The organism is Pseudomonas hefeiensis, from assembly GCF_030687835.1.
In the GTDB taxonomy this organism is placed as follows: domain Bacteria; phylum Pseudomonadota; class Gammaproteobacteria; order Pseudomonadales; family Pseudomonadaceae; genus Aquipseudomonas; species Aquipseudomonas hefeiensis.
Genome location: NZ_CP117449.1, coordinates 1,492,583 through 1,511,273, shown reverse-complemented (window position 1 = coordinate 1,511,273; position 18,691 = coordinate 1,492,583). Strand labels below are relative to the sequence as shown.

General features: G+C 59.5%; 19 protein-coding genes and 2 pseudogenes. 10 read left to right on the top strand and 11 right to left on the bottom strand.

Features of this window, described 5'->3' with window-relative positions; translation table 11 throughout:
* Nucleotides 1-4: 4 nt before the first annotated feature.
* Nucleotides 5-1,029: pseudogene (locus PSH57_RS06520) on the bottom strand (MBL fold metallo-hydrolase).
* A gap of 220 nt (nucleotides 1,030-1,249) precedes the next feature.
* Between PSH57_RS06520 and PSH57_RS06515 the strand changes: the two are divergent.
* Nucleotides 1,250-1,861, top strand: coding sequence for a TetR/AcrR family transcriptional regulator (locus tag PSH57_RS06515; protein ID WP_305388589.1), 612 nt, complete (start codon nucleotides 1,250-1,252; stop codon nucleotides 1,859-1,861).
* A gap of 25 nt (nucleotides 1,862-1,886) precedes the next feature.
* Here the strand turns inward: PSH57_RS06515 and PSH57_RS06510 are convergent, their stop codons facing one another.
* Nucleotides 1,887-2,420, bottom strand: coding sequence for a DUF1003 domain-containing protein (locus tag PSH57_RS06510; protein ID WP_305390311.1), 534 nt, complete (start codon nucleotides 2,418-2,420; stop codon nucleotides 1,887-1,889).
* 92 nt (nucleotides 2,421-2,512) lie between these two features.
* Nucleotides 2,513-3,403: pseudogene (locus PSH57_RS06505) on the bottom strand (LysR family transcriptional regulator).
* A gap of 77 nt (nucleotides 3,404-3,480) precedes the next feature.
* On the opposite strand from PSH57_RS06505, the gene PSH57_RS06500 reads away from it, so the two are divergent.
* Complete coding sequence (locus PSH57_RS06500) at nucleotides 3,481-4,191, top strand: CTP synthase C-terminal region-related (seleno)protein (RefSeq protein WP_305388587.1); 711 nt, start codon at nucleotides 3,481-3,483, stop codon at nucleotides 4,189-4,191.
* Entirely contained in the window at nucleotides 4,188-4,502 is a 315-nt protein-coding gene (locus PSH57_RS06495; RefSeq protein WP_305388586.1) for an antibiotic biosynthesis monooxygenase family protein, read from the top strand. Before PSH57_RS06500 ends, PSH57_RS06495 begins: the two co-directional genes overlap by 4 nt.
* A gap of 832 nt (nucleotides 4,503-5,334) precedes the next feature.
* Here the strand turns inward: PSH57_RS06495 and PSH57_RS06490 are convergent.
* The gene (locus PSH57_RS06490; protein ID WP_305388584.1) at nucleotides 5,335-5,661 is read right to left on the bottom strand and encodes a DUF2025 family protein; all 327 of its coding nucleotides are present in this window, start codon (nucleotides 5,659-5,661) and stop codon (nucleotides 5,335-5,337) included.
* A gap of 244 nt (nucleotides 5,662-5,905) precedes the next feature.
* Here PSH57_RS06490 and PSH57_RS06485 point away from each other — a divergent pair, with 244 nt between their 5' ends.
* Complete coding sequence (locus tag PSH57_RS06485) at nucleotides 5,906-7,033, top strand: glycerophosphodiester phosphodiesterase (RefSeq protein WP_305388582.1); 1,128 nt, start codon at nucleotides 5,906-5,908, stop codon at nucleotides 7,031-7,033.
* Nucleotides 7,034-7,114: 81 nt separating this feature from the next.
* Entirely contained in the window at nucleotides 7,115-7,420 is a 306-nt protein-coding gene (locus tag PSH57_RS06480; RefSeq protein WP_305388581.1) for a PepSY domain-containing protein, read from the top strand.
* A 79-nt stretch (nucleotides 7,421-7,499) separates the two neighbouring features.
* On the opposite strand, the gene PSH57_RS06475 is transcribed toward PSH57_RS06480, so the two are convergent.
* Complete coding sequence (locus PSH57_RS06475; RefSeq protein WP_305388580.1) at nucleotides 7,500-9,125, bottom strand: methyl-accepting chemotaxis protein; 1,626 nt, start codon at nucleotides 9,123-9,125, stop codon at nucleotides 7,500-7,502.
* A gap of 316 nt (nucleotides 9,126-9,441) precedes the next feature.
* Here PSH57_RS06475 and PSH57_RS06470 point away from each other — a divergent pair, with 316 nt between their 5' ends.
* From PSH57_RS06470 to PSH57_RS06460, 3 genes are all read left to right on the top strand, one after another.
* Nucleotides 9,442-9,585, top strand: a complete 144-nt coding sequence (locus tag PSH57_RS06470; protein WP_172833788.1) for a hypothetical protein — start codon at nucleotides 9,442-9,444, stop codon at nucleotides 9,583-9,585.
* A 72-nt stretch (nucleotides 9,586-9,657) separates the two neighbouring features.
* The gene (locus tag PSH57_RS06465; protein WP_305388579.1) at nucleotides 9,658-9,867 is read left to right on the top strand and encodes a hypothetical protein; all 210 of its coding nucleotides are present in this window, start codon (nucleotides 9,658-9,660) and stop codon (nucleotides 9,865-9,867) included.
* A gap of 83 nt (nucleotides 9,868-9,950) precedes the next feature.
* Nucleotides 9,951-11,150 carry an MFS transporter gene (locus PSH57_RS06460; protein ID WP_305388578.1) on the top strand — a complete coding sequence of 400 codons (1,200 nt, stop codon included), beginning with the start codon at nucleotides 9,951-9,953 and terminating at the stop codon, nucleotides 11,148-11,150.
* On the opposite strand, the gene arfB is transcribed toward PSH57_RS06460, so the two are convergent.
* Together arfB and PSH57_RS06450 are read right to left on the bottom strand one after the other, a co-directional pair.
* The gene (arfB, locus tag PSH57_RS06455; protein ID WP_047226974.1) at nucleotides 11,147-11,560 is read right to left on the bottom strand and encodes an alternative ribosome rescue aminoacyl-tRNA hydrolase ArfB; all 414 of its coding nucleotides are present in this window, start codon (nucleotides 11,558-11,560) and stop codon (nucleotides 11,147-11,149) included. The two genes, PSH57_RS06460 and arfB, sit on opposite strands and share 4 nt — an antisense overlap.
* 268 nt (nucleotides 11,561-11,828) lie before the next feature.
* On the bottom strand, nucleotides 11,829-13,250 hold the full coding sequence (locus tag PSH57_RS06450) for an amino acid permease (RefSeq protein WP_305388577.1): 1,422 nt from the start codon (nucleotides 13,248-13,250) through the stop codon (nucleotides 11,829-11,831).
* 658 nt (nucleotides 13,251-13,908) lie between these two features.
* On the opposite strand from PSH57_RS06450, the gene PSH57_RS06445 reads away from it, so the two are divergent.
* Both PSH57_RS06445 and PSH57_RS06440 read left to right on the top strand, forming a co-directional pair.
* Nucleotides 13,909-14,046 carry a hypothetical protein gene (locus PSH57_RS06445; RefSeq protein ID WP_003178782.1) on the top strand — a complete coding sequence of 46 codons (138 nt, stop codon included), beginning with the start codon at nucleotides 13,909-13,911 and terminating at the stop codon, nucleotides 14,044-14,046.
* A gap of 90 nt (nucleotides 14,047-14,136) precedes the next feature.
* Nucleotides 14,137-15,102 (top strand): M29 family metallopeptidase, encoded by a 966-nt coding sequence (locus PSH57_RS06440; RefSeq protein WP_305388575.1) that lies wholly within the window; start codon nucleotides 14,137-14,139, stop codon nucleotides 15,100-15,102.
* A 231-nt stretch (nucleotides 15,103-15,333) separates the two neighbouring features.
* Here PSH57_RS06440 and rluB read toward each other — a convergent pair whose 3' ends face one another.
* The 4 genes from rluB to PSH57_RS06420 all read right to left on the bottom strand — a co-directional run bounded on the left by rluB (nucleotide 15,334) and on the right by PSH57_RS06420 (nucleotide 18,631).
* Nucleotides 15,334-16,569 carry a 23S rRNA pseudouridine(2605) synthase RluB gene (rluB, locus tag PSH57_RS06435; protein WP_256231265.1) on the bottom strand — a complete coding sequence of 412 codons (1,236 nt, stop codon included), beginning with the start codon at nucleotides 16,567-16,569 and terminating at the stop codon, nucleotides 15,334-15,336.
* Nucleotides 16,570-16,711: 142 nt separating this feature from the next.
* Nucleotides 16,712-16,897 (bottom strand): DUF1289 domain-containing protein, encoded by a 186-nt coding sequence (locus tag PSH57_RS06430; protein ID WP_305388574.1) that lies wholly within the window; start codon nucleotides 16,895-16,897, stop codon nucleotides 16,712-16,714.
* A 160-nt stretch (nucleotides 16,898-17,057) separates the two neighbouring features.
* Nucleotides 17,058-17,921, bottom strand: a complete 864-nt coding sequence (scpB, locus tag PSH57_RS06425; RefSeq protein WP_305388573.1) for an SMC-Scp complex subunit ScpB — start codon at nucleotides 17,919-17,921, stop codon at nucleotides 17,058-17,060.
* Nucleotides 17,922-17,932: 11 nt separating this feature from the next.
* Nucleotides 17,933-18,631, bottom strand: a complete 699-nt coding sequence (locus PSH57_RS06420; RefSeq protein WP_160893268.1) for a segregation and condensation protein A — start codon at nucleotides 18,629-18,631, stop codon at nucleotides 17,933-17,935.
* Nucleotides 18,632-18,691: the final 60 nt, after the last annotated feature.

The following is an 18,691-nucleotide window of genomic DNA, read 5'->3' as shown; positions in this document are numbered from 1 at the left end:
CGAGTCAGGCCATGTCGGGCTGGTCTTGATAAGCCGAGGGCTCCACGTCCAGCCACCAGGCCCGGCCACGTTGCGGCTGCGCGAGGCTGAAGGCTTCACCCATTTGTGGGGTGGCGATGCAGACGTTGCGCTCCCAGGCCAGGGCCAGGATGCGATCGAAGGGTTCGTACCAGGCATGCATCGACAAATCGAACGTACCGTTATGAATCGGCAGCAACCAGCGCCCCCTGAGGTCGATATGCGCTTGCAGGGTTTGCTCCGGCTGCATGTGGATGTGCGGCCATTCGACGTTGTAGGCGCCGGTTTCCATCAGCGTCAGGTCGAATGGGCCGTATCGCTCGCCAATGCGTTTGAAGCCGTCGAAATAGCCGGTGTCGCCACTGAAGAAAATTCGGGTGGCGCCATCGATCATCACCCACGAGGCCCATAACGTGCTGTTACCGTCGAACAGCCCGCGACCGGAAAAATGCTGGGAGGGTGTGGCGATGAATTCAATGCCGTCCACTTCGGTGCCCTGCCACCAGTCCAGCTGACGCACCTTGCTGGCGTCGATGCCCCATTTGATCAGGGTGTCACCCCCACCCCGAGAGGGGCCAGGAAATGCCGGGTCTTGGCGGCGATTTGGATAATGGCCTGATGATCGAGATGGTCGTAGTGATCATGAGAGAGGATCACCGCTTCAATCGGCGGCAGCTCTTCCAGGCTGATCGGCGGCTGATGAAAACGCTTGGGGCCAGCCCATTGCACAGGGGAGGCGCGCTCGGAAAAAACCGGATCGGTCAGCCAGAATTTGTCTCGCAGCTTGAGCAGCACTGTGGAATGCCCAAGGCGAAAAACACTGTTGTTCGGCGCGGCCAGCAGGTCGGCGCGGGTCAGTGGTTGTACCTCGATGGTGCCCGCAGGGCGGGTGTCGCGCGGCTTGTGGAAGATCATGTTCCACATGATGCGTAGCATCTGGCCGAGCCCTTCACGCGGTGTATGGGCGTGGTTACGGTACTTTCCTTGTTCCTGCCGGGATGAAGGAAGCACCGCAGGGCTGTCAGTCGAAGAAAAAAATGGTCATGGTGCGAAAACTCCAAGGACGTCGTCGCAATTGCGCTTCGCCGTTGTGGGACGCTAATGGCCGTTGCATGCACGCTCAGCCGTTTGATTCGAAACTACACTACTCGGTGTAGTTTGTAGATTGCATCAATCCCGAGAGCAAGTAAACTACCAAGTGTAATTTCTCTTCTTACTATGACGAATAGCCATGACCGTACCGCTGCAGCGCCTCACCGAGCGAAAACGCGAATCCATCCTCCAGGCCGCGATTGCCGAATTCCGTAGCAGTGGTTTCGAAATCACCAGCATGGACAAGATCGCGGCGACGGCCGGTGTATCCAAACGCACGGTGTACAACCACTTCCCAAGCAAGGAAGCGTTGTTCGCGGAAATCCTGAATCGTTTGTGGAACAGCATTACCGCAGAACAGGACATGGCCTACAGCCCGGAGCAGCCCCTGCGCGAGCAGCTTCGAAAGCTGCTGCAAACCAAACTGCACATGCTGGCGGACAATAATCTCCTCGACCTGGCGCGCATCGCCATTGCCGCGACGATTCATTCGCCCGAGCGGGCCCAGGATATGGTTGCGCGCATGGGTCAGCGCGAAGAAGGCCTGACCGTGTGGATTCGTCAGGCCCAGGCCGATGGCCGATTGAAGGCCGTGGACCCGGAATTTGCAGCGCAACAGATGCACGGGCTGATCAAGACGTTCGCGTTCTGGCCCCAAATTTCCATGGGCCAGCCGTGCCTGACTCAGGATGAACAGATTCAGGTGATTGAATCGGCCCTCGATATGTTCCTGGCTCGCTACCAGGTCTGAGTATCGCTACCACCGCAGAAACGAGTTACGGCATCGCTGGCTTGCTCACGAATTTCTCGTGCATTTCGGTGGTCAGGCAGTCGATTCGCTCGGTCAATGCCTTGGTCATTTCCGTCAGGCGGGTGTTCTGCTCCAACAACTCGAGCAATTGCGCCGTGTTCTGTGCGGCCTGGGCCTGACGCTCACTGTTGGCAATGGCCAGGGCTTCGCGATGTTGAGCATCAGCTTCGGCTTGGGCCTTGTCCCGCGCGGCCTGGCGTGTCTGCGCCAGCAGGATCAGCGGGGCGGCATAGGCCGATTGCAGGCTGAACGCCAGATTCAGCAAGATGAACGGGTAAGCATCGAAATGAACCACACCCCACATGTTCAGGCTTATCCAGATCAACACGATCAGGGTCTGCGCACCCAGGAACATAGGAGTCCCGAAAAAACGCGCGAATGCTTCCGCGCGCAGCGCAAAGCGGTCATTACCAAAGGTCGGCCCCAAATGCGCGTGGGGACGATGAAAGCGCAAGTGATCAACAGGTGCTTTGGAAGTGGGCTGCGACGATTCTGTCATCATGATGTTCTCTGCCGGGGGCTGGGGCTCAAGTCACTATACCGCCGGGAGATCATCCTCGATTGAGCCATCAAGGCCCTGTGGGTCAAAAGTCAGTGCAAGCGCAGATTGCACCTGAGCTCATCGAACAATGTCACCACTGAGCGCAAGGCGCGACAGTCCGGCCGGGTCAGCAGCCAGAGGGCCGTGTCATACTCCGCCAGCGGTTCGCCAATGGGCGTCAGGCCCTTGTTTTCGCCGATTAGAAAGTCCGGCAACGCCGCAACCCCCAGCCCGGCGCGAACCAACTCGGTGACCGAGAGCATGCTATTGCAGCGATAAGCCGGCACCACGCCAGGAAGATGCTGACGGCGCCAAGCCAAGCCACAGTGGGGTGATCGGGGAGAAAGTCATCCGGCGCGACCCAGGTCATGGCGGCCAGATCATCCCGCTCCAGCGATCGCAGATAAGTTGCACTGGCACATACCCGATAAACCACATTGCCCAGATGCCCGCCCGACCAGATGTTCCGGCGGCGTACGGGTCAGTCGCAACGCGATGTCGGCGTCGCGGCGGCTCAGGTTGGCAAAGTCGTTCGAGGTGCTCAGCTCAAGGGACAGCGCCGGGTAAGCAGGCATGAACCGCGCCAGCGCCGGCAGCAACAATGCTTGCAGGACCGAGTCGGTGCAGGTCAGGCGCACCGTGCCGCTGACGACCTCACCGCCCTGCTCCACCCCGATACGCGCCGCCTCCAACGCTTGTTCGGCGCGCTCGGCCTGCTCAGCCAGCGCCTGGGCCAGGCTCGTGGGCAAATACCCTGCACGGCTTTTTTCGAACAAGGGTTGGCCCAGGGCGGCCTCCAGCCGCCGTACCGAGCGGAAGACCGTGGACACATCCACCTGCAGCAAGCGCGCGGCCCGGGCCAGCGAGCCGCCACGGACCAACGCCAGGATCAGGGACAGATCGGGATAGTCCAGACGATAGTGCGTCGGTGCATTGATCACTTGGGTAAACGCCAATATTGATTGCGTGAGCGCCAATTTATAGTGGCGACCAGGAATCAACAAGCGGCGAGCCTCTCATGGAAAACCAGCGTTCTTTGCACATCGCCCTGATCGGCGACTATGACCCTCAAATAACGGCCCATCGGGCCATCCCCATCGCACTCGAACTGGTCAGCAAACAAGCCGGTCATCACATTGGTTTTCAATGGCTGGCCACCGACCTCATCACCGACAGCGCCGTCCTGAATGATTTCGACGGGGTCTGGTGCGTGCCCGGCAGCCCTTACCGAAACGAAAGCGGCGTCTTGCAAGCCATTCGTTTTGCCCGCGAACAGCGTCGCCCTTTCCTCGGCACCTGCGGCGGTTTTCAGCATGCCGTGCTGGAATACGCGCGCAATGTGATGGGCTGGGCCGATGCCGCCCATGGCGAAACAACTCCCGATGCTGAACGGGCATTGCTGACGCCGTTGAGCTGTGCGCTGATCGAAACCATCGACTGTCTTGAGCTTGACGCCGATTCGTTGATTGCCAAGGCCTATGGTCGCCTCAAGGTTTTCGAAGGTTATCGGTGTAGCTTTGGGGTCAACCCACAGTTTGAGCGCGATTTGCTGAGTGACCGTTTGCACGCCGTGGCCCGGGATTCGGCTGGCGATTTACGGGCCGTGGAGCTGGGCGATCATCCTTTTTTTGTCGCAACCCTGTTCCAGCCTGAGCGCGCCGCGTTGGAGGGACGTGTGCCGCCGCTGGTCAGTGCGTTTGTCGAGGCTTGCCGGAGGACAGCATCATGAGCACCCCATATTACGCGGTGATTTTCACCTCCCTGCGCACTGAGGGGGACCAGGGTTATGCCGAAGCTGCTGAGCGCATGCTCACCCTCGCCCAGGAGCAGCCGGGGTTCCTCGGCGTCGAAGCGGCCCGCGGCGAAGACGGCTTAGGCATCACCGTGTCCTACTGGAGCAGCGAAGCAGCGATCCTGGCCTGGAAACAGCACCCCGAACACAGCGCAATCCGCGAACGCGGTCGCTCGACCTGGTACGCCCATTGCCACACGCGGGTGTGCAAGGTCGAACGGGACTATGCCTTCCAACGCCAGCCCTGATGCCAGCCCTGATGCCAGCCTGCACAACCTGCTCGCGAAAGCGGTGGGCCAGCTTGCATCCATGCTGAATGTGCCACCACCATCGCGGGCAAGCCTTGCTCCCACACCGGTTTTTCAGGGTTAACCGATTCGGTATCCACCGCAAATACCCTTGTGGGAGCGGGCTTGCTCGCGAAAGCGGCAGGTCAGCTTGCATCCATGCTGAATGTGCCGCCGTCATCGCGGGCAAGCCTTGCTCCCACATTGGTTTTCAGGGTTAACCAATTCGGTATCCGCCGCAAATCCCTTGTGGGAGCGGGCTTGCTCGCGAAAGCGGTGGGCCAGCTTGCATCCATGCTGAATGTGCCTCCACCATCGCCGGCAAGCCTTGCTCCCACACCGGTTTTTCAGGGTTAACCGATTCGGTATCCACCGCAAATACCCTTGTGGGAGCGGGCTTGCTCGCGAAAGCGGTGGGCCAGCTTGCATCCATGCTGAATGTGCCGCCGTCATCGCGGGCAAGCCTTGCTCCCACACTGGTTTTTCAGGGTTAACCAATTCGGTATCCGCCGCAAATCCCTTGTGGGAGCGGGCTTGCTCGCGAAAGCGGCAGGTCAGCTTGCATCCATGCTGAATGTGCCGCCGTCATCGCGGGCAAGCCTTGCTCCCACATTGGTTTTCAGGGTTAATCAATTCGGTGTTCACCTCAAATCCCCTGTGGGAGCGAGCCTGCTCGCGATAGCGCTCGGTCAGCTTGCATCCTTGTTGAATGTGCCGCCCTCATCGCGGGCAAGCCTTGCTCCCGCAGGGGGTTCTCACCTAATTCATAAGCGGCTTCATAATCGGCGTGGCTTTAGCCTTCCACCAACTGGCGCACTGCAACAATCTCCGGCAGGTCGCTGCGGGCCATGTACACCCGCAACGGTTCGGTGAGGTTGATCCGGTCGTCGATGTTCTGGTCCAGTAGCAACTGGAGGCGCTCGCGACTCAGGGCCATGGTGCCGTCCGCCGCCGCAGCCCAGACAAATTCGCAGGTGGGGATGATGCCGTCGTCGGCCACGTCCATACCAAAGGCATCTTCGCTGAAGCGCACGATGTACTGGCCGGTTTTGCGGTTCAGGCCGACAAAACCCTTGAGCTGGTCGGCGGCCTGGCAGATGAATGTCGAAGTGGTGCGCATGGTAAACCTCATGGATGCGTCCCGCAGGACGTCTGATCGATGGTTTACACGCAAGGCAAGTGGATGCTGTCTTCGGGTTTCCCTCTGCCGGGGAAACTGGTGCGGCCAAGCGTACTGCAAAGCGGCCTGGAAAAGCGTGGGAAAAATCTGCTTTGCGCATTTTTATGTCGGTATAGCGATAGCGCCAGGAACGTTCAGTTGTTAAAAGATAGGTCTTTGCGAAACCCACGAAAGGATCTCGAGCATGCCTGTCACCTTCACCCGTAGCGCCCTGATGCTGAGCCTGCTGCTTGGCTTCGGCCAGACACAGGCCGGCGAAGCCGCGCCCCCCAAGTCCCTGGCGGCCCTTCAGGGCATTCCTCACCCCGCGGTAATCGCCCACCGCGGCGCCTCGTTTGATGCGCCGGAAACCACCGCCGCCGCCTACAAACTGGCCCGCGACCTGGGCGCCGATTACCTGGAGCTGGACCTGCAACGCAGCAAGGACGGCGTACTGTTCGTGCTGCACGACGACAGCCTGCTGCGCACCACGGATGTCGCGACCAAGTTTCCCGAGCGCAAGGACAGCACCGCCAACGAATTCACCATGGCGGAACTCAAAACCCTCGATGCCGGCAGCTGGTTCAACGCCGCCTACCCGGACCGTGCTCGCCCGTCGTTCGTGGGCCTGAAAATTCTGACCCTTGATGAAGTCATCAACATCGCCGAAGGCAACCCGCAGCACAAACCGGGGCTGTACATCGAAACCAAGGAGCCGAAGCTGTTCCCCGGCATCGAGCGCGATCTGAAGGATAAATTGCAGGACCGCGGCTGGTTGAGCCCAGCGGGGTCCAAGCTCGCCAAACGCGCCACCGGAGTAGGTCAGGGCAAAGGTAAAGTGGTCTTGCAAACCTTTGAAAAGAGCAGCCTCGAACTGCTGCAAAAAGAAATGCCGAACGTACCGAAGGTGCTGCTGTTATGGGTGGGCGATGGCTACATCGAGGCCAAGTCGAAGGTGACGTTTGCCGAGTCCGGCGAAACGGACAAGGCGGCCTATTACGCCAAACAGCAGCCCAAGGACAACGCCGAGTTTGAACAATGGGTCCAATTCGCCAAAGCACACGGTGCCATCGGCACCGGGCCGTCCGCCGCGTTGGTTAATGGTGGCAGCCAGAGTTATTCGGACTTGGTGCAGCCGTGGATGAACCAATACACCCATGACCAGGGCCTGTTGGTGCACGTCTACACTGTGGATGAGGCGGCAGACTTCAAGAACGTGATGGATGCCGGCGTGGATGGCATTTTCACCAACCGCACCCGTGAACTGCTCAAGTACCTCAAGCGTCCCGAAACAGGCAGTGTGGCGCAGGTGCTGAAGAACAACGGTTACTGAATTAAGGGTGAATTAAGTTGCCACAGTTAATCTGAACCCACTTAAACAACACACCCCTTAATCACAGCAAGGAAAGACCCCATGAAAACTTTGACTGCCCTGTTCACTGCCGCAGCCCTGACCCTCACCGCTGGCCTGGCCCAGGCTGATGTTCGCATCGACCAAATCCCTCAGTTGGTCAAGGAAGGCAAGATCAAGTCGCTGGAATCGATGAATGAAGAGGCCCTGAAGTTGCACCCGGGCGCCACTATCACCGACACCGACCTGGACAACCACTTCAATGGTTATGAATATGAAGTTGAACTGAGAACTCCCGATGGCAAAGAGTTTGACGTTGACTTCGACGCCACTACCGGCAAAGTCCTGTCGAACAAACAAGACACTTGATTGAACATCAAAAAATAGCCGCGCAACCTTAGGGTTGCGCGGCTTTTTTACGTCTTCGAACAACTAGTACTAACGATGATCAGGCACTCAATCGCGCCGTCACTTCATTCAACTGCCCCGACAAACCGTGCAGGTTCCGGCTCGCGGCTTCGGTGCGCTGCACATTGTCCAGGTTAGTACTGGCGATGCAGGTGATTTCGGTCAGATTGCGCGAGATGTCTTCCGCCACCGAGGTCTGCTCTTCTGCGGCAGTGGCGATCTGACGGTTCATGTCGCGAATCGCTTCCACAGCCTGGGTTATGCGTTCGAGCATTGCACCGGCCTGAGTCACCTGCTCCACGCTTTCTTCACTGCGCGACTGTCCGCTCTCGATGGCCTGGGCCGCGTCCACCGCACCGGTTTGCACGGTCTGGATAATCTGGTTGATCTCGATGATGGACGAGGCGGTGCGCTGGGCCAGACTGCGCACTTCATCGGCAACCACCGCGAAACCGCGTCCGGCCTCGCCAGCCCGGGCCGCTTCGATAGCAGCGTTGAGGGCCAATAGATTGGTCTGTTCGGCGATACCGCGGATCACTTCCAGCACCTTGCCAATGCGCCCACTGTCGGTTTCCAACTGGCGGATGACCGTAGCGGTGTTAGCGATTTCACCGCGCATGCGGGTGATGGTGTGAATGGTCCCTTGCATAACCTTTTCGCCCTGCTGCGCCGAGTGATCGGCGTCATCAGCAGCCCGCGCCGCGTCGGCGGCATGGCGGGCGACTTCCTGGGCGGTGGCGGACATTTCGTTCATCGCCGTCGCCACCTGATCGGTGCGTTCAAATTGCTCGCTGGTGCCCTGGCTCATCAGGCTGGCGATGGCATTAAGCTCGCCGCTGGCACTGTCCAGTTCCGTGGCACTGCGTTGCAGACGCGTGAAGGTTTCGGCGAGGAAGTCGCGCAGGGTATTGGCGGCCAGCGCCAGGTCACCCAATTCGTCCTGCCGGTTGCTGACCACCCGCTCAGCGAAACGGCCGCGACTCAGTTGGGTCACGTATTCGATCAGGTTGCGGATCGGCTGCACCAGGTTGCGATTGACCAGCCACAGGCTGAACAGCCCGATCAGCAGGCCGGAAACCAGCATGACCACGGTGCCCAGCATAATCGTGCGATCGGCACCGGCACTGATCTGCGCCGATTGTTCGCTGGCAAGTTTGCGCAACTCCACCACCAGCGCACTCATTTGCTCACTGGCCGCGCGATCCACACCCTTGACCGCCGCATCACCCGCCGCCGCATCGCCGCCCGCCGTCACAAACGCATCACGGCCCTTCTGGTAGGCCACGCCCAGTTGAAGATGTTCTTCTCGCAGCCCCTCAATCCGAGTCTTGATGGGCGTCGCAACCCCTTCCAGCCCGATCAACTGACCAAGAATGCCCTGGACATCGTGCTGGCGATCCTCGAACTGCTTCCAGTATTTAGCCAGGTCGGCCGGCTGCTTGCCGCGCAACAGAACGTTCTTCCATTCCTGGACCTGCACCTTGAATTGCAGGTTGGCCTCATCGATTAATTGCGACGCACGCAACGGGCCATCGATCAGGTTGCGATAATTCTGGACGCCGTTGGAAAGGAAATGGAAAGACGCCAGGGCAATCAGCAACATCGCCAGCAGGCTGCCACTGAGCAAGGCGAGAATCTGCGCTCTCAGGGATTTTTGTAGAAACATGGAGGGATATCTCTTGGAAAGAAGAAAGAGCCAAGCTCACGGACAACACTTCCCGACCTCCATGTTCGTGGTGTGCAGTGTCGCAACCGAATGCAGGGATATGTCCAAGCCATCGACCCGGCGGGCGCATTCTTGAGCCTTCGCGACGACCGGTAGCAGTCACTTGGTAATTGGATATGTCCTGTCTAGACAAGCCCTTTTGTCGCCACAACGGAACTTAAAAGTCTTTTTGTCATTTCTTCTGCTGTATCCTGCCCAAGCTTTGTAAAAGCGCGGATCTACCAGATCTACCAACAGACTTTGCGAGGAGCGCGATATGCACGAGATTCCTAATCTCCCCTTCCCTAGCCTGCACGAAACTGAGCAGACGACCACGCTACAAGCCGGGGGGCAACCAGACGCCCAGCAACCCGAGCCCAAAGAAGCCACTGAACGCCGCCAGGCCGACAGCGAAGACTGATTCACCCGCACGACCAGACCGTGTGGAAAGCGCTAAGATGCGCTTTCCACACTGCCTGAATCCTGAGCCCCCATGACCGATGACCCTACCTTCAGCGAAGCCCAAGCCAGCGTTCTGATCGGCACCGCCGAAAAGATGGTGGATATCTGGACGCGCCTATCCCCAGAGAAACAAGCCGCGCTGCTGGCACGTTTCGGCACTGAAGAAAACGCCCTCGCCGCATTGGTCACCACGCATCTGGTGGCCGGACAAGACGACAACCCAGCGCCATCGGGCAAATAGTTCTACTTTTCCACGCTTCACGGTCGTGGGCACCGCTATCATAAGCAGCCTATCTATCCTGCTGCTCCGTGGACCCTCTACCCATGTCAGATACCCAGCGCCCCTTGGCGGTCACGCTGCAAGTCGTTTCCATCGTTCTGTTCACTTTCATTGGCTACCTGAATATCGGCATTCCCCTCGCCGTGTTGCCCGGGTTCGTCCACGGCGAACTGGGTTTCGGCGCGGTGATCGCCGGGCTGGTGATCAGCGTCCAGTACCTGGCTACCCTCCTCAGCCGTCCTTATGCCGGACGGATCATCGACAACCTGGGGAGCAAGCGCGCGGTCATGTTCGGCCTCGCGGGTTGCGGGCTGAGCGGTGTGTTCATGCTGGCGTCCGCCTGGACATCAAACCTACCGACGCTGAGCCTCATCAGCCTGCTGATTGGCCGCCTGGTGCTGGGCAGCGCCGAAAGCCTGGTAGGCTCGGGATCGATCGGCTGGGGCATCGGCCGGGTCGGCGCGGCGAATACCGCCAAGGTGATTTCCTGGAACGGCATCGCCAGCTACGGCGCGCTGGCGATTGGCGCGCCGTTGGGGGTGTGGCTGGTGAAAACCTTGGGGCTGTGGAGCATGGGCGTCAGCATTATCTTGCTGGCGTTGCTGGGGCTGGCGCTGGCCTGGCCGAAAACGGCGGCGCCCATTGTCACGGGCGAACGGCTGCCATTCATGCACGTTCTCGGACGAGTCCTGCCCCACGGCTGCGGCCTGGCCCTGGGCTCCATCGGTTTTGGCACCATCGCCACCTTCATCACCCTGTATTACGCCACGCAGCAGTGGGACAACGCGGTGCTGTGCCTGAGCCTGTTCGGCGCCAGCTTCATCGGCGCGCGCTTGCTGTTCGGTAATTTGATCAACCGCCTGGGCGGCTTCCGGGTGGCGATTGCCTGCCTGTCGGTGGAAACCCTGGGCCTGTTGTTGCTGTGGCTGGCACCGGATGCACACTGGGCCTTGGCCGGCGCGGCATTGAGCGGTTTCGGTTTTTCCCTGGTATTCCCGGCGCTGGGGGTGGAAGCGGTCAACCTGGTACCGGCCTCCAGCCGTGGCGCGGCGGTGGGCGCCTATTCGTTGTTCATTGACTTGTCCCTGGGAATTACCGGGCCGTTGGCCGGTGCGATCGCCGCGGGTTTCGGTTTTGCTTCGATCTTTTTGTTCGCCGCGCTGGCGGCCTTGGGCGGGTTGCTGCTGAGTCTCTACCTGTACCGCCAGGCGCCGAAGTATCGCCAGGAACGGGAGAACAACTAGAAGTCCACCTTGCCGCGCCCGGCTTTGATCGAACCGCGCTTGGTCTTGGATTCCAGACGACGTTTCTTCGAGCCCAGGGTCGGTTTGGTCGGACGGCGCTTCTTCTCGACCTTGGTGGCATTAAGGATCAGCTCGGTCAGGCGTTCCAGGGCATCGGCCCGGTTCTGTTCCTGGGTGCGGTATTGCTGGGCCTTGATGATCAACACACCGTCGCTGGTGATGCGACTGTCGCGCAGCGCCAACAACCGCTCCTTGTAGAAATCGGGCAAGGACGAGGCCGCGATGTCAAAGCGCAAGTGCACAGCGCTGGAGACCTTATTGACGTTCTGCCCCCCGGCGCCCTGGGCGCGAATGGCCGTCAGCTCGATCTCGGCGTCCGGGATGTGCACAGTGTTGGAAATTGCCAGCATGGAAAAAGAGGTCCGGTATCAGGAGCCACAGGATACTCGAAACCGCTGGAATGAGGCTTGTGAGAGCCTGACCTGTGGAGAGGTCTGTGGGAGCAAGGCTTGCCCGCGATGCAGTCACCGCGATCTATCGATAAACCGCATTACCGTTCATCGCGGGCAAGCCTTGCTCCCACAGGTTTTATTTCCATAGGTTTTGTTCCCATGGTTTTGTACCTTCCCTGAACAACAAACCCGGCACTTGGCCGGGTTTGTCATATTTGAGGATTACCTACTTCGCAGCAGCCGCCCCAGCCAGTTCATGCCGGGCACTGCGCTTGTTCTTGATCACGTAACACACCCACATGAACACCAGCCACACCGGAATCGCGTAGACCGATATCTGGATGCCGGGAATCAGCAACATCACCCCCAGAATGAACACCACGAACGCCAGGCAGACGTAGTTGCCATACGGATACCACAGCGCCTTGAACAACGGTGTCTGGCGGGTCTGGTTCATGTGCTGGCGGAACTTGAAGTGCGAATAGCTGATCATCGCCCAGTTGATCACCAGGGTCGCGACCACCAGCGACATCAGCAACTCCAGCGCATGCTGCGGGATGAAGTAGTTAAGCAGCACCGCCACCAGCGTGACCACCGCCGAAGCCAGGATCGAACGCACCGGCACGCCGCGCTTGTCGATCTTGGCCAGGGCCTTGGGAGCATCGCCCTGTTCGGCCATGCCCAGCAGCATGCGGCTGTTGCAGTAAGTGCCGCTGTTGTACACCGACAATGCGGCGGTCAGCACTACGAAGTTGAGGATGTGCGCCGCAGTATTGCTGCCCAGCATCGAGAACACCTGCACGAACGGGCTGCCGCTGTAGGCATCGCCGGAGGCATTGAGTGTGTTCAGCAGGCTGTCCCAGGGGGTCAGGGACAACAGCACCACGAGAGCGCCGATGTAGAAAATCAGGATCCGGTAGATCACCTGATTGATGGCCTTGGGGATCACGGTTTTCGGTTTGTCGGCCTCGGCGGCAGTGAAGCCGAGCATTTCCAGGCCACCGAAGGAGAACATGATGATCGCCATCGCCATCACCAGGCCGCTCACGCCATTAGGGAAGAATCCACCGTGGGCCCACAGGTTGGTCACCGAAGCTTGCGGACCACCATTGCCGCTGACCAGCAGATAGCTACCCAGGGCAATCATGCCGACAATCGCCACGACCTTGATGATCGCGAACCAGAACTCGGCCTCGCCAAAGACTTTGACGTTGGCCAGGTTGATGACGTTGATCAGGACGAAAAACGCCGCCGCCGAGGCCCAGGTCGGGATGTCCGGCGCCCAGTAGTGGATGTACTTGCCGACCGCGGTCAGCTCGGACATGCCCACCAGAATATAAAGAATCCAGCAGTTCCAGCCCGACAGGAAGCCGGCGAAACCGCCCCAATACTTGTGGGCAAAGTGACTGAAGGAGCCGGCCACTGGCTCTTCGACAATCATCTCGCCCAACTGGCGCATGATCATGAAGGCAATGAAGCCGCAAATGGCGTAACCGAGGATCATCGACGGGCCGGCTGACTTCAGCACCCCCGCTGAGCCGAGGAACAGGCCTGTACCGATCGCGCCGCCGAGGGCGATCAGTTGAATGTGTCGATTTTTCAGGCCGCGTTTCAGCTCGCCTGAATGCGTATTTTCTACAACGGTCATGCGTCACCTGTTTGTTTTTATCTGTGACGAAATCGAACCCGACACGCTTATGGCATGGCGGAGTGAACAAGGCGGATAACCTTGAAAATGCGTGGGTACGCGAAGGGTCACAGTAAAACGCGGCGCATTGTACACTGCCGCCCTCCTGCTGCCAGACACCACCGGATCAGCGTCTCACCCCACACTTCAGGTATGGCGCGCATCTGACCCTTCCCGTTGGCCTGAAACAAGCGCTGCGAAGTATCAAAAAACTCGTCAAACCGGTGCCCTCGGAAGCTTTTTCTTACAGCCATCCTAAACGCCGATAGAGGGCCGCTCACAAGGCAACAATCGTCAACATTCCTTTACGATGCGTAACGCAAGCTTTCCAGGTAGGAAATTTCCGTAGCCTGACCACAAATTGACGGTAGGTAGCTACCTATTTAAAAAAACACCCAGGCGGCTGTTTTTGAATGAGTAATTTCCCAGATAAAAATAGAATAAAAAGTTCAAACGAAAAAAATAATTTATTTTTTTGCATTCCAAAAAACCCTCGACTAGGTTTTCAGCGACTTGCCAACGCGTCGTGCTGGCAAGTTGTGCGGAGCCGATTCCGGTCAGTTTTCAATCGCGGAGTCGACCCCGCAACTTTCCGTAAAAGTCATCTAGGAGATTCACTATGCAAGCACTGGACAAAGACTTGGAAACCGAACTGCAACTGGACGAATGGTTTGAAGCACCGACCCATGAAGCCGCCGTTGAAATGATGCAAGCCGACGCCGTCGTTCCGTTCGGCACGGCGATGTGGCCCCTGTAAACACTACCCGGCGGAGGTGATCCGGCCGGTCGGCTCCGCCACTTTGCAGATTCTCAGGGAAGCCAACACCACTGTCAGGGAAGAATAAGCATGGACACACAACGAGCCATCTCACATTTCCTTTACTACCTCGAACACCATCCTGCCCTGGCTGGCATTCAGACTGCCAAGGTATTGCTCGGCCATACGGCCGACTACGAAGCGCTGACCGGCGCCATCGCCGAACAGGCTGGCAGCGGCTCACCCTTCCGGTTCAGCGCCATGCGCCTGGACCTTGAATCCACGGAGCAACTGTCCAAGGCCATTGCCGACAGCGATCTGTACATCTTCTTCTACGACTCTTCCACCCTGCCCAACCCACGCCCCGACGGCCCGGACTTTGTCCGAGCACTGCAAGGCGTAATGGCGGACAACTGGAAGAAATCGCTGCTGTTCAAGGATTACGGCGAGTATTTCTACGACACCTTCAGCGTGATTCCCCAGCGCATCGCCGGGCTCAATAGCCACCTGATCCGGCGCATGTCCCAGGCGACGACCTTGAGCTTCCAGGATGACCACGGCTCGTATTTCGATACGGCCCTCAACAGTGTCAGGAAGTGGACCGACATCAACGGTCTGGGCAACTATGATCTGGCCCCCGGCGAAATCGCCACCCACAGCGACACCATTAACGGTCAGGTGAAATTCGTCGGTACTTTTCTGAGCACCATCCCGTTCGCGCGTAAGTACGGCGTGCTGCAATCGCCGCTGGAGTTGTGGATCGAAGACTCCACCATTCAGAAAGTCGCCAGCGATGTGCCGGGCCTGGAACACGACTTCAACAAGTACCTGGACGCCAACCCGTCCAACCGGCGCATCGAGGAACTGGGCATCGGCACCAACGAAGGGGTCAAGAGCCTCTATGCCCGCAATGCCGGTTTCGAGGAGCGCCATTGCGGCCTGCACCTGGGGCTGGGTGGCGGGGCCAAGGGCAGTCATCACCTGGATCTGATTTTCGAGAAGGGGATGTTGGCGCTGGATAATGAGCCGATGTTTGATGGGCGGTTTGTGCTGTAGGACAACCTTTAGGAGGGGCGTGCGGCTGCTGGCCCCTTCGCGAGCAAGCCCGCTCCCACATTTGATCTTCAGTGGACACGGAATTTGTGATCGTCAGCGCCCCAATGTGGGAGCGGGCTTGCTCGCGAAGGCGGACTCACCGGCCCTGCATCACTAAAACCAGACAAAAAAACGCCAACCCAACGGTTGGCGTTTTTTCTTGCAGCTTGCAGCTAGAAACTCACAACTGCCTCACTCCGGCTTACGACGCCCAAACCCCGGACGCTGCCCCGAACCCGCCGGAGCACCGCGACGTTTGCCCGATGGCGTGTCGCGGTCGACCAGGACGATGCCCGGGCGTTTTTTCGGTGCGGGCTTGGCCGGACGCTTGGTGTCGGCCGGGCGATCCGCCACCGGCGTACCACGACCGGCCGGAGCCCCGCGACCTTCACCGCGCTCGGTACGACCGTTGGCCGGACGTGGCGTGCGCGGGCCGCGTTCGCCGTCCTGACGTGGCGCAGGCTTGCGGGCCGGGCGTTCACCTTCAATCTGCGGCTCGCGGGACGGACGCGGACCTGCGGCCGGACCATCTGCGGCAGGACGCAGCGTGCGCACGCGCTCGGTCTTGCCCATCGGACGCGAGGATTTACGCTGCATGCGCTCCAGCTTGTCCTTGCTCTTGGCGGTCATCTGCGGCATCGCCACCGGCTTGAGACCGACTTCGGCCGCCAGGATGTCGACTTCGTACTGGCTCATTTCGCGCCAGCGGCCCATCGGCAGGTCGGAGTTGAGGAACACCGGACCGAAACGCACGCGCTTGAGGCGGCTGACCACCAGCCCCTGGGATTCCCACAGGCGTCGCACTTCACGGTTACGACCTTCCATCACCACGCAGTGATACCAGTGGTTGAAGCCTTCGCCGCCCGGTGCCTGCTTGATGTCGGTGAAACGCGCCGGGCCGTCTTCCAGCACAACGCCGGCCTTCAAGCGCTCGATCATTTCGTCATCGACTTCGCCACGTACACGCACGGCGTATTCGCGGTCCATCTCGTAGGACGGGTGCATCAGGCGGTTGGCCAGTTCACCGTCGGTGGTGAACATCAGCAAACCGGTGGTGTTGATGTCCAGGCGACCGATGTTGATCCAGCGACCTTCTTTGGGACGCGGCATCTTGTCGAACACGGTCGGACGGCCTTCCGGGTCGTCACGGGTGCAGATTTCGCCGTCGGGTTTGTTGTACATGATCACGCGGCGCACCGTTTCGGCGGCCTCTTCGCGCTTGATCACCTTGCCATCAATGGTGATGGCGTCGTGCATGTCGACACGCAGGCCCAAGGTGGCATCTTTGCCGTTGACCTTGATCCGGCCCTGGGTGATCCAGGTTTCCACGTCGCGGCGCGAGCCAACGCCGATACGGGCGAGAACTTTTTGCAGCTTCTCGCCTGCTGGGCCGATTTCCTGGCTGTCGTTCTGGTCTTGGTCTTTCATTCTGGGCACCTCCCGGTGTGGTCGGGTCAGGCGTGGCCTGACACTTTGAAAACGGGTCTATGACGAAGGGATCGCCAAAGGGTCGCGAATCATACGCTCGTTAAGGCATTTGCGCATCAGAGACTAGCTGATCGACGAACCTTCAGCGCTTTTTCCGCCGACCGGTGGCGCCCAGTTTGATCAGGCGCAGGGCCGCTTCGGCCAACACCGTGCGCTTGTCATCCTTGTCGAGTTTCTTCCAGGCCTTGATCTCACGCTGGCCACAGCCGATGCAGATGTCGTCGTCGAACTTGCAGAGGCTGATGCAGGGGTCTTTGGTGGAGCTCATGATCATGTCCTGCTGCGCCGCATTACCAATGTGGGAGCGGGCTTGCTCGCGAAGAGGGAGTGTCAGGTTAATCAATGTTGACTGAACCACCGCCTTCGCGAGCAAGCCCGCTCCCACAGAGGGTTGAGGTGTGTCCGTAATATCTGCGACGCCCGTCGGATCAATCCTCAAACTGGCGTCGTTCGTTTTCAATCGCTTCGGCCAGGGCGCGGGCCTCGGCTTCTTCGTCGCTCAATTCAGGCTCGGCCTGAAGTTCAACTTCGCTGCCAGGTTGCGCGGGTTCATCCGTCTCGCCGTCAGGATCCGCTGCCTCGCGATGCAGATCGTCGAAATCGGTCTTGAGCCCCTCCTCCATGGTGTCCAGTTCCAGCAACAACGAATGGAAACTGGTTTCTTCCTTGGGTTCCTCCGGCTCGGCGCTGGCGTCGGCCAGCGCCTGCAAGCTTTGGGGCACCGGCGCGTCGTCGAACTCCAGCATCGGCTCGGGTTCCAGCTCCCGCAGTTCGGCCAGCGGCGGCAGGTCGTCGAGGTTCTTGAGGTTGAAGTGATCGAGAAAAGCCTTGGTGGTGGCAAACATCGCCGGTTTACCCGGCACGTCGCGATAGCCAACGACCCGGATCCACTCGCGCTCAAGCAGCGTCTTGACGATGTGGCTGTTGACCGCCACGCCCCGCACATCTTCAATTTCACCCCGGGTGATCGGTTGGCGGTAAGCGATCAATGCCATGGTTTCGAGCATGGCGCGGGAATAGCGCTGAGGACGTTCTTCCCACAGACGCCCGACCCAGGGCGAAAACTTCTCGCGGATCTGCAGGCGGTAGCCGGAAGCCACTTCCTTGAGTTCGAACGCCCGCCCCTCGCAGGACTTACCCAAGAGCGCCAGGGCTTTCTTGAACACGGCCGGTTCGGGCCGTTCGCCTTCTTCGAAGAGTTCGAACAAGCGCTCCATCGATTGCGGTTTTCCCGAGGCCAACAGGAAAGCTTCAAGCAACGGTGCCAGCTCGCGGGGTTCAGTCAGATTCATTGATTTGCTCGTTATTCGGCTCGTGCCCGCACGTGGATCGCTGCGAACGGCTCATTCTGCACCAGCTCGACCAAGGATTCCTTGACCAATTCCAGGACCGCCATAAACGTCACCACCACCCCCAGTCGCCCTTCCTCGGCGGTGAACAGCTCGACGAAGGGCACAAAGCCGCCGCCCTTGAGCCGCTCCAGCACATCGCTCATGCGCTCGCGGGTGGACAGTGCTTCGCGGCTGACCTGGTGACTTTCAAACATGTCGCCCCTGCGCAGCACCTCGGCCATGGACATCAGCAACTCTTCGAGGCTGACGTCCGGGAGCAATTTGCGCGCTCGCGCCTCGGGGGCATCGAGCTTGGGCACCACCACATCGCGCCCGACCCGGCTCAAGCCGTCGATGCCTTCGGCCGCCACTTTGAAGCGTTCGTATTCCTGCAGGCGGCGGATCAGTTCGGCGCGCGGATCGTCTTCCTCCTCCTCGATCTCTGCCGAGCGCGGCAGCAGCATTCGCGACTTGATCTCGGCGAGCATGGCCGCCATCACCAGATATTCGGCCGCCAGTTCCAGGCGCACCGACTGCATCAGTTCGACGTAGCCCATGTACTGGCGGGTGATTTCCGCCACGGGGATGTCGAGGATGTTGATGTTCTGTTTGCGGATCAGGTACAGCAGCAGGTCCAGCGGGCCTTCGAAGGCTTCAAGAAACACCTCCAGCGCATCCGGCGGAATGTACAGGTCCAGGGGCATTTCCATGACCGCCTGGCCATAAACCAT